At 36.3% G+C, this 11,678-nt stretch carries 6 protein-coding genes; 5 read left to right on the top strand and 1 reads right to left on the bottom strand.

Annotated features, from left to right (window positions below):
* Nucleotides 1–25: 25 nt before the first annotated feature.
* Entirely contained in the window at nucleotides 26–1,075 is a 1,050-nt protein-coding gene (dndB, locus tag AAGS61_RS17600) for a DNA sulfur modification protein DndB (protein ID WP_391374913.1), read from the bottom strand.
* Between the two features lie 156 nt (nucleotides 1,076–1,231).
* On the opposite strand from dndB, the gene dptF reads away from it, so the two are divergent.
* From dptF to AAGS61_RS17575, 5 genes are all read left to right on the top strand, one after another.
* Nucleotides 1,232–3,508, top strand: coding sequence for a DNA phosphorothioation-dependent restriction protein DptF (gene dptF, locus AAGS61_RS17595; RefSeq protein ID WP_391374910.1), 2,277 nt, complete (start codon nucleotides 1,232–1,234; stop codon nucleotides 3,506–3,508).
* A 3-nt stretch (nucleotides 3,509–3,511) separates the two neighbouring features.
* Nucleotides 3,512–4,936, top strand: a complete 1,425-nt coding sequence (dptG, locus tag AAGS61_RS17590; protein ID WP_391374907.1) for a DNA phosphorothioation-dependent restriction protein DptG — start codon at nucleotides 3,512–3,514, stop codon at nucleotides 4,934–4,936.
* Complete coding sequence (gene dptH / locus AAGS61_RS17585; RefSeq protein ID WP_391374904.1) at nucleotides 4,917–10,220, top strand: DNA phosphorothioation-dependent restriction protein DptH; 5,304 nt, start codon at nucleotides 4,917–4,919, stop codon at nucleotides 10,218–10,220. Before dptG ends, dptH begins: the two co-directional genes overlap by 20 nt.
* Nucleotides 10,221–10,516: 296 nt before the next feature.
* A complete protein-coding gene (locus AAGS61_RS17580) occupies nucleotides 10,517–11,371 on the top strand; it encodes a ParA family protein (RefSeq protein WP_391374901.1) in 855 nt (284 codons plus the stop codon).
* The gene (locus AAGS61_RS17575) at nucleotides 11,334–11,669 is read left to right on the top strand and encodes a hypothetical protein (protein WP_391374899.1); all 336 of its coding nucleotides are present in this window, start codon (nucleotides 11,334–11,336) and stop codon (nucleotides 11,667–11,669) included. The genes AAGS61_RS17580 and AAGS61_RS17575 overlap by 38 nt, the downstream gene beginning before the upstream one ends.
* Nucleotides 11,670–11,678 lie beyond the last annotated feature (9 nt).

Genomic DNA, 11,678 nt, shown 5'->3' with positions numbered 1-11,678 from the left:
GTGAGTGACTCCTTTTTAACAGCTGTTAAGGGTGCTGTTTAATCAATTCTTTTATTCGTTCGGCAGTGAGTGCAATGTTTTGGTTCGTTTTTTGTATGCGTCCATTATCTGAAAATGTTCTTCCAAGCCAATCTTTCGTATTCGTACGACTCCAATCAATATAACGCAATTTTTTTAATTCATCTGGCCATGTGCTTGCATATTCTTCTTTTAAAGATTTCCCTACCTCTCCAACAGCTTCGATAAACACTGAGTGTCCTACGATATAATGACCTCTTAAATCACGAGGAGACAGACGTTTATGAAGTACCTCTTGCCATTCTGTAATCGATTCGGTAACTGTTTCCCAAAAAGCTAGTAGGAAGCGTCGTTCTTCTACACTTATATCATTTCCTTTACTTTTACAAATCAAGCGTTTGTTCGTGTTATAGATGAAATTGAGTGCAAGTACCTTTGGCGAATTTTTAGAGAGGGAAACGCGTTCATTATCTGTATAGCGACTTAAAAAATCTATACTGTTAACAACTTCTTTCGTAGCTAAAGCGAGAGGATCTCGGTGGTCGTAAAGAATACCGATGGAAGATGTTGTATTAATCGAGTGAAGATTTAAATCTGAAAACATTTGCTGAGAACGATTCAATCCTGTGTCATGAAAGAAAACAACAGAAATAGTTTCGTCACCTAATTCGGGTGAGATTTTTAATGCTTCTTCTATAGCAGCACGTCTATGCTGACCATCATTGATCAAAAACTTAGCATCCATCGATATTTTTAGCATACCGAGGTCCTGAGCAGCCTTCATTGAGCTTAAAGGCTCAAATAAAATTTCTCCATCAATTGATGCTGTGATGGAAGAAAAAACATAGTCTTCAGTGTTATCTAAAATATAATTTGTTAACTCAGGAATCCGAGCACGATTTAAAATTCGCTGTGCACGAAACGCAGCTGGAATCTCTTCTTCATCAAATAAGAAAATCTTAGGAATGAGCCTTAATGGACACATGACTACGAAATATTCTTTATTTGCTTGTCGGCCACGTAGAGCTGGAAAATTATAATTAAATGATAAATCCATAAACAATCCTCCGATTACGTACGTAAATAATAAAAATTATATCATTGTAGCCAAAATAAGAAAATATTATTGTGTAAAGTGGATAGAAGGGCTGATAAATATGGGATTCTCTGTAATAATGGAACTAATTATTTAAAATGAGGAGTTGATAAGCAGATGGAAAAGGCTTTTTTAAGTTTCTTAAGTAGCTCTTTACCATACGCTGCACTTTGCGCTAAAAAAATGGAGGAGATTTTCTTCTCTGACCAAAGTGGTGCTGTTGCAAAAGCGCGTTTATATATAGAGGATATTGTAAAGCGAGTTTGGGAAATTGAGGAGCTAGACAGTCATTCATACAGCAATTTAAATGAAAAAATAAATTTTTTATATGACCAGAAGTACATTACATCTAAAATTTATCAATCATTTGATATTATTCGTCGAGCAGGGAACAAGGCGTCTCATGATGCGACATATAGCGATATGAACAAAGCATACCTCGTTCATAGAGAGATGTACAATATTGCGGTTTGGTATTTTGAAATTTATACACATGAGGAATTGGTGCTACCGATTTACGAAGTACCGAAGCCACCCGAAGTGAAGCCAACTTTGACTGAAGAAGAGCTGGAAGCCAAATTAGCGAAGATGATTGAGGCACATTCAGGAAGAATTCAGCCTGTCATAAACACGCAGGAAGATACACCTGGATTTAAAGCTATCGAAAGCAAGCAGCATCAGCTTGAATTGTTAAACGACAGCTATTTAGAGCGTGAAATCGCACGACTGCATATTTCATCAGCAGAAGCAGTTGAAAATGCACAGTCATTTAGTGATTTTAAAAATTATTTGCACGTAACACGACCAATTCAAAGTACGATTGAAAGTATATTACAACAACGTAAAGAAGAAACAAGCAGTAATTTAATTTTACTTTGTGGTAGCGTAGGGGACGGAAAATCACATTTACTAGCCTATTTAAATCGTGAACGAAAAGATTTGATTGAGGGATACACAATTTACAATGACGCTACAGAAAGTTTTTCACCCAATAAAACGGCGTTAGAGACATTAGAAGAAATTTTGAAAAACTTTTCGGACCAGCATTTTGATGAAACGACAGAGAAAGTGATTATTGCGATTAACTTAGGCGTTCTGCATAACTTTATTAACCATGAACATTCCACTTATACGTACAATAAGTTGAAAAAGTTTGTTGAGGAAAGCGGTTTATTTACGCCTAAAATATTAACGCATGCAGCAGACAACACGTTTGATATTGTTTCGTTTGCAGATTATCAAGTATACGAATTAACGGCTTCAGGGGCGGAGTCGAATTATTTATCATCAATTTTGAAAAAGATTTGTGATAAATCAGATGAAAATCCGTTTTACGCAGCCTATTTGAGGGACATTGGAGAAAACAGACAAACGATTATCCATGAAAATTATCAATTTTTATCAGATGAATTTGTACAGGAGCAAATTATCAATCTTGTCGTGCAGGCGATTATTCAGTACAAAATTAATTTGTCATCGCGTCATTATTTAAATTTTATCGCGGATTTAATTTTGCCAAATGAAGTAGAGGATGGTACATATCGTACGCACAATGAATACGACAAGCTGACAAAGACTTTACCGAATATGTTATTCCAGAGTAAAGGTCGCTCACAGCTATTAGATGTGATTGGACAGTTAAACCCAATTCATTCACGTACAAGTGCAATTGATGAATTGCTCGTGACGTTAAATACATTGTCAAATTGGGAAGAACTTTTAAATCAAAAAGTACATGTAGATTGTGCAAAAGAATGGTTGATGCCGTTTGCAAATGAAGCAGAGCTTATTAAAGAATCGTTTGACTTATTTGTAGAAAATTTAATCGCGATTTTGTATTTAACAGATGCGCATTTTGCCAAAAATATTCGAAATACTGTCTATGATGAATATGTGGAATATTTGTATGCATTCAATAAAAAAGAAATGTCCGAAGTTAGAACGTTTTATAAAGAGCTGAAGTTCGCTATTTTCAGTTGGAAGGGCTCGCCGATGAACGACTATATCAATTTAGAGTGTTTAGAAGGTGAAAAAACGATTGCGCAAAAATTAAGACTAAATCCAGCAGCGGATCAATTGGAAGCTTTGCCAGGTCTGAAGCTACAGTCGTTTAAGCCGTCTATTACAGTAAAGTATTATAACAATTCGAAAAGTAAATGGGAGCTATTAGATATCGATTTTGTGTTGTACCAACTGCTAAAAAAAGTGACAAACGGCTATCGTCCAAATAAGAGGGATGAGGAAGATGCAACAACGTTTGTTGAGTTTTTAGGTAAGATTATGCTGTTTGGGGAAAAGCAAAACGAGCTATTATTTAACTTCCAGGATGAGAGTATGAAATATCGATTGAAATATGATGAATTCGATGGCTATGTATTTGAAAAGGTGGAGTAGCAAATGGATAAAATTTTACACATAAATGCCGAGCAACATCTACCTAGTGGTGTTGTACATACATTAAATAAGCCTAGTTACTTATTTCCTTTTACAACGAAGAAAACGAAATATCTTCAAGGGAATTTTAAAATAGTAATCAGTGAGCTAGCAAGAAATATTACACATTATGACTTACAACCACGTAAACTTGAGGAATTGGATTTTTATTATTTTGAAGGGGCTAATAAATTGAGTGAATTTATTGCTGGGACAAAAGAAGTAGAATTCCCGGATGATGTGGCAAGAGTAAACTTCTTAAGATTAATTGATACGTATTTATTTAGCGATCAACAGATGAAAGTTGTACATACGTATTTATATAATTTCATAGGGAAAAGTGAAGCGGGTCAAACAGAAATTAATCACTTAGCAGAGTTCATTGCGAGTGTATTTATTGGGGACAATGAGGAGATTAAAAATATCTTTAAAAATAAGGAAACAGACGATATTTTAACACGACTAATTATTAAAGAAATCGACCAGTTAGTAGAAGAGAAAAAGACTGCTCCTAAAAGACAGTATTCGAACCTGTTCCCTAATTTTACAAAGCTATTCCAGCAAGATATTCAATTTTTAGTAAAGCATAAGGAATTTTTTATCGCCAATTTCGAAATGTTTTTACATTATTATGCATTCATGTACGTATGTCAAGGCGTTGTACAACTTGAAAAGATGGCACAAGGTACATTCGAGGAAGCACATCCGTTGTACTTTGCACTAGATTGGGAAGCAGTTAGAAAGAAGCGACCAGTTGCCGATGATTTTAAAGGATTCAAAGTAGTAAAAGATAATGCGATTAATTTATTCTCACATGAATTTGTATTGCGTTCTTTAAGCTACAACATATTTAATAAAGATAAAGATGCAGGCTATGAGGTACGTAGTTATCACCAGTTGCTTCATGATGTGGAGTCACGAGGTGAAAATGGTAAACAACAGTTTGTACAGGAGCTAAAGGAATGGGTGAAGGACTATATTAATTGGTCTTATAGAAATCCAGAGGAACGACCTACAAGTGAATTACCAAATACAGCAGAAGAGTTATTTGAAGTATTGTTAGCATTGGTGAAAGATCGAATGAATGATGATGCAAGAAAAGAATACGGTCGTTCAATCGAAAATTTAGGTCTAGGTGTATTTTTAAAGCAGCGAGGTAGTTTAGGTTATTTATTAAATATTAACCATGATTTCTTAATGATGATGACGGCTGTTATTGTGAAGGACGGGCGTATGCCATTTAAAACGTTGCTAAAAGAATTTGAGAAGCGCGGTATTGCATTCGACCGACATTCCATCGAGGAAATCATAACGTTATTTAACAATCATAATATTTTAGACAAAAAAAGTGATAGTGGTGATGCTCAATATGTCAAACCAATTTTATAATTATATCGCAAATGAATTAATCGCCTATTGGGATCAAACAGAAATCCAACGAGGCAACAGGTATTTTTTAAGGCTAGACACTTTGCAGGAAGTGCTTGATATGGTAACAGCCTTAAAAACAGTTCAACCAGATAAAGTAAGCAACTTTACGTATATGCATGAGCAAGGCGCGGGCTATGAAACATTTTCTTTAGCCTTTGGTGATATTAAAATTGTCATTGCAAATACGGACGAAGTTGTCAAAACGGATTATTTAGCGTTAATTCGTAACTTAGTAAGTGAACAGCAGCCAGGTTGGGAGAATACGGCGTTAATAAGTATCGTATCAGAGCAGCTTGATACGATTCCTGGTGGTAGCTTAGATATGCAAAGTGAAGGAATGCCATTGCATCCAAAAACATTATCAGATCAACTAGAAAAAGAAATTCATAACAGTATGTTAGGGAAGGCTGAAAAATTAATTTTAGAAGATAATCTTGAAAAGTTACTGCAAGATTATCAGTTTATGAAGCTATCGATTTTTGAATTTGAAGAAATTTTAACGATTTTAGAAAAGGGCAAAATCGATCAGGATGACTATAAAGAGCTTGGTATGTTTATGGACCCTGAGCTTCCGACATACTCTGGTAAAAATTTGAAAAATAGAATTCAAGAAAACCGAGAAATGTATGACTTCGTCAGCCAAGCAAATGAATTTAACGATACAGAAGAGCAACTACAAAAAAAATTCAACGCTGATTTTGCGAAAAAAATGCAAGAAGAAGGCTGGGAAATAAAACCGTATACCGAAATTCAAAAAGAGCACAAAAAATTTATTGAGCACAATAAAGCTGTAAAAGTCACATATGAGAAAGTTTCAGCAGACAATGGCCTAGTAGTTTGGGACAAGCCTAAATCAGACTCAGCAGCTGGTAAAAGAAAGCGTAACATCATCGTCTTTAATCCGATGAAGGAGCAGGAAGTAAAGCTAGTCATCAAGTTTGAGCTTGAAGGTGCTGCTAAAACATTAAGGAAAGAGTTTCTTTCTAATCCTGACAAATATTTAGGACCAGCGGAGATTGAGGTGAAAAATTCAACGATTCACGTAAAGATTACGCCAAACGACGTGCAGCCTGCGTTTGTGAAGTTTAATTATGAGCATGATAATAAAGTTTCTTTAGGAGCGGAGTTTAATATTTGTGTGCTACCGATTGGCTCGTACTTATTTGAAGCGTCAAGCTCAAGCTATGGCGTAGATGCTAAAAAGAAAGCGTTAGTTTTAAAGGCAACGGCAGGAAGATTGTCATTCGGTACGAATTATCCGATTACCAATATAGACTTAACAATGAATGAAGCTATGTTATCAATGGAGGAGCTTGGCAAGACGATTATAACGATTGATCCAAGCCTATTTGATGAAGAAGATGCATTGACCTTTTCAGCAAAGGTTCAGGAGTCAGTTATTCCGATTCGCATTGATAGTGAGTTAATAGATTCTACACCGATTCAAGGCGCACGTATTTGGAAGCTTGTACGCGAAAGCATGCTTGATATGACGTGGATTAAAGAGCTAAATCGTCTGACACACAACCACCGAGAATATTACATGCAAAGCAGCTATCAAGAGTTTTTCGAGTGGGAATATAAATGGCTAAAGGAAGGTATGCGATTTGCGAAATTGCAGTCGGGGGTGTTAGTTTCCGAAACATTGGAGCTAGGCGAAGAGCTAAGAGAGGCATACAGCCGATTTTTATCTTACTTTATTACACCGACGATGATTTCAAGCTTAACACACGTTTCAGCCGAGTATGCTCAGCGAGGAAGAGACTATTTAGAGGCGTATCATAAAGAGGTAGAGGCTTTCCAAAATGGTGTGCCGGCTGGGAAAAAGGGTGTTAGCCTATATCGGTTAGGAACAATAGAAGCAAATGATATAGTCTATATGACACCGTTTCATCCATTGATGGTTGCATATAAATTAAAGGTGTATGAGCAGCTAGGTAATGAGGAAATGGATAATGTTATTTTAAATCGTCTGACACCAGAAGCATTGTTACCATTCCTTGAGAAAGGCGAGTTATACCGACCGCAGTATCAGGATGATGCACCAGAATGGCTCGTATTTAAATCTGTAAATCAAGTGACAGCATCGGATTCTGTTCAATATTTGTCAAAGGTGATTACCGATAAAATTAAGCAATTTAAAGAACACTTCGGCTATTTATTTACACAAACGTCTAAAGCACCGATTTTGATTAACGTGATGAATTTACCGGATGATTATGAAGTATTAATTGGGATTTTGAATTTCATCTTACATGAGGTGAAAACGAAAGGTGCTCAATCGGTGAAATCGATTGAAGTAACGCTTTATAAAGAATCTCAAGTAAATAGTGCCTTTGAAAAGTTTGCACAGTTAACAACTGTAGAGGAAGTTATCGACTATACGAAGCTGACCCAAATTAAGAAAATAAAAGATGTAGAAGCTGATGTTGTGCTAAAAGTGTTACGTGAAAGTTTATTCTTCTATCGTAGAACAAGCCAGGAGCAAAAATGGGATTTACGTTATGCACACATTACGTTTTATAAAATGCATGCTCAAGAAAGCTCTGCCATGCAGTCAATGCATGAAATGAAATCGGATGTGGCATTGTCAGGTCTTTATGCAAGTGTGCCGGCAATGCGTGATGCAGAAACTTATAAATCGGGATTCGGTATCAAAAATTATTTGATAGAAGCGGACGATTATTTAATTAGAACGGCTTACTATGTAAATGAGGTTATTGCGAACTCGCGTAATGAGGGAAATGACTCTTATGTAAAAGGGAATACCGTGTTATCTCGTGTCAACACGACTGATGAAACAACGCTACTTGAAATTTTTGATCATTCACATTGGGTAACATTTATCGACCCGACAGTAGACCTTGAGTTTTTCAAAAACTTCAACAATGATATTGTAGTCATTCACTATAGTGACCAGTACACGTCTTCTAACAAGTTCGATGCCATTACAGTGACAAATAAATCAGACCAGTATTACAAAGTGATAGAAGAATTTTTGCACAACAAAGGAATAGAAGGAACAGAAAATAATATTAAAAACACGATTCAAGCGTTTAATACTTTTAACGGAGAATGGCTGCTCCGCATTATTGGCACAAAGGGTTATGCAGATCGTGAAAAGCTAAGCATCATTTCTGCTATTAAATATGTGCTGGCGTATTTAGATCATCCGAACATTAAATGGATTCCGATTTCATTAGAGGAAATTTTACGCGTTGCTGGCGTCTTTAATTTATCGAAGGCAGAGGGAATTTTCTCAGCGAAAAATCTAGGCATTCAAGGGCCAACCAGTGATGACCTGCTATTAATTGGCTTAGAAACAAGTGATGAGCAACTATACATTCATTTCTATCCAGTTGAAGTGAAAATCGGTGTAAATAATAACAATGTCATTGCCAAAGCGAAAGCCCAAGTAATGCAGACGAAAAAGGTTCTGCTAAGTGCATTAGTAAAAGACTATGCTGGAACATTTAAAGAAAAGTTTTATAAAAACTTCTTTGTGCAGCTGCTTATTGCCAATGCAAACAAAATGGTACAGGGTGATATTTGGCCTGAAAAAGATTATGCCTTGGCAAGTGAAGTCGTTGAAAAGCTTGTGAAGCTTGATTTCAAAATTACAGACCACTTGCATTCACATATCGGAGAAGGTGCGATCATTTCATTCCGTACAGATTGTACAGCGCGTTCGTCTTATTTAGATGAGCAGTGGATTAATGTGATTGAGTTCTCGTTAGAGGATGGATTTAATGGTATTGTCAAAGCGATGGTGGATATTTGTCATTGGCTACATGAGGAGGAAACAGATTTTATAAAAGATCGTTTCTTAAAAAATCAATACGATGCGTCTGGAGCTGTAGTAGCTAGAGTGGTACCTGTTCAAAAAGATGAAGATGCTTCAGAGGAAGTTGTTGAAGAGCCGGAACATTCTTCCCAATCTATAAAAGATTCAAAAGAGGTAGAAATTGAGATTGTTACACCTCCATCACCACAGCTTGAGATTATAGAAGTAGGAAATGATCTGATTGATGAAGTGGCTGCTACAATGGAAGAGCTAGAAACTAGTGAGCTAGTAAAAGAGGAGCCAAATATGGAAGTGCAGGGAAATGTACTACCAAAATTAGAGGATATCCGTATAAAAATTGGTACAGCTGTCAACTCAAATAAAGAAATTTATTGGGAGTATGGTCATTCGGAGTTAGCGAATCGTCACTTATTGATTTCAGGAAAATCAGGACAAGGGAAAACGTATTTTATGCAATGTCTATTACTTGAAAAGTCACGTCAAGGCATATCAAGCATTATTATCGATTATACGGAAGGTTTTTCGAAAACGCAGCTGGAGCCAGAGTTTTTAGGTGGGCTAGGGGAGCGATTCAATGAGCGAATCGTTTATTTTGAAAAGTTACCGATTAATCCGTTTACTCGTACAGTACGTGAGATTAGTGGTCGTGAGTTAAAAGAATCTAATACAGATATTGCAGAACGTATTAAAAGTGTCTTTTCCGCTGTCTATAGCACGCTTGGTATTCAGCAGTTGAACATGCTATATGATCGTATTTTAATCGGACTGGAACGCTATGATGAGAAGATGAATTTAATGCATCTAAAGGACTTGCTAGAAGAGGAAGGTTCCGGTACAGCGATTAAAACGCTTTCTCAAATTCGTCCATTAATTGATCGAAATCCATTTGCGGATGGAGAATCAATTAATTGGAAGGATTTAATCGACAAGCGTGGCGACGTCTTTGTGATTCAGCTAACAGGCTATCCGCGTGATGTACAGCTTATCATTACAGAGTTTATTTTGTGGGATTTATGGAACTATTCAATCCGTAACGGTAATAAGCATATGCCAATGCCGGTTATTATGGATGAGGCGCAAAACCTAGACCATAAAGAGGGAGCACCATCTGCACGTGTGCTGACAGAAGGGCGTAAATTTGGTTGGTCTGCTTGGTTTGCTACACAATTCTTAAAGGCACAAATGGATTCGAGTGAGCTAGCACGTTTACAAAATGCATCACAAAAAATTTATTTTGCACAATCAGATGAAGATGTCACGTATATTGCTAATACATTAGCAAATGAAGTGGGAGACAAAAAGTATTGGGAAGAGCAGCTGTTAGGTTTAAAGAAAGGTCAATGTATTGTACAAGGACCGATTTTAGAGGCAAATGGCAAGCTGTCTAAACCAAAAACAATTGTTGTCAATATTACACCTTTACCTGAGCGTTATTAAAAATACATGTATTTAGAGCTAACATCAAAATTAATGCTTTCTAAATTTAACTGCTGATTTCAAAGTATATGGAGTATGGAGTGGCAACTGTAGTTTGGCTGAGAGCCTTTATTTATATAAAAAACGACTTGAATATGTTCTTATTAAAGTCTGAATGGACAAATCGTCCATTCGGGCTATTTTTATAATAGAAAAATATCTTTTTCTAAAAATCTTTTTTTATTTTTATACCTTCAATCTTGACCCAAATCGTATATAATAAAGAGAGTAAGTAATTCAAAGGAGGTACTCCCCGTATGGCAATTAAGATGGTTTTCGGTAACCAAAAGGGTGGCGTCGGTAAAAGTACGTGTTCCTATCTATTCACGTTATTACTATCGTTACGAGGTCATAAAGTGCTTTTAATTGATATGGACAAGCAAGCAAATAGTACGCATTGGCTGATTAATACATTCAATAAGTTACATTTATTAAATGAAAATACACCAACGATTCAAGATGCAATCGTAAATCAAGATTTCCGTTCTGCTATTCTTCCGTTAAGTGAGAACGTAGATATTATTCCGAACGGTAAGGATTTAGATGGTATTGATATTTTCCTTTATAAAATGTTAGGTGATGAAAAGCATCCAGCGTTCAACTTCTACTTACGTAAACTAGTAAGTGAAATTGAAGGTGATTATGACTTTATTATTTGGGATACACCGCCAACACAAAATACATACACAAAGAATGCATTAGCTGCTTCTGATTATGCAATCGGTGTAGTGAAGTGCGAAACTTCTTCTCTTAACGGTGCAAAGGACTTTCAGGACACAACAAATACGCTTGGCAAGATCATGGAGGCTATGCAGCTAAAGCCAGTCCAATTTGCTGGTGTTATTATTTATCTGTTCTCTAGTCAAGGTACGCTACGTAAAGAGGTTGTAGAGGATATTCGTACAGAATTTGGTGAGCTTGCGTATAACAATATTATTAAAGCTCGTGACCGTATCGAGCGCTATACGAAAACGCCGTTAGATTTAGATAATAAATTAGATCATCACGATAAGAATGCATTGCAAATGTATGAAGTATTATTAAATGAAATTCTAGAAAAGGTGGGTATTGACTATGCGAAAGGACAATCCAAATCCATCTCCATTTTCTAAAGGAGATCCACAATTAACTGAACTAGCACAAAAAGTAGGGGCTGTAGAACGTGGTGAGGCAGACGTATTAAACTCACTATTCGGTGGTGCAGCACCTGTTGAACAAAAGCCACACGAAAAGGCTTATATGAAGCGTGGTTCGTTAAAAGCGAACGAAAACGACTATCACTTCATTAAGCTATTAAGCTCTATGCGTGGGATTAAACAATACGATTTAATGGGCGACATGGTGAAGGTGTATTTTGAAACACTTTCGGATGAAGAGAAGATGATGTTGAAGAAGTATATTAGTGAATAATATTTATGC

Source organism: Lysinibacillus sp. KU-BSD001, assembly GCF_042920265.1.
Lineage (GTDB): Bacteria > Bacillota > Bacilli > Bacillales_A > Planococcaceae > Lysinibacillus_B.
The sequence above is the reverse complement of the archived record's forward strand: the minus strand, read 5'-3'. Positions and strand labels throughout refer to the sequence as shown.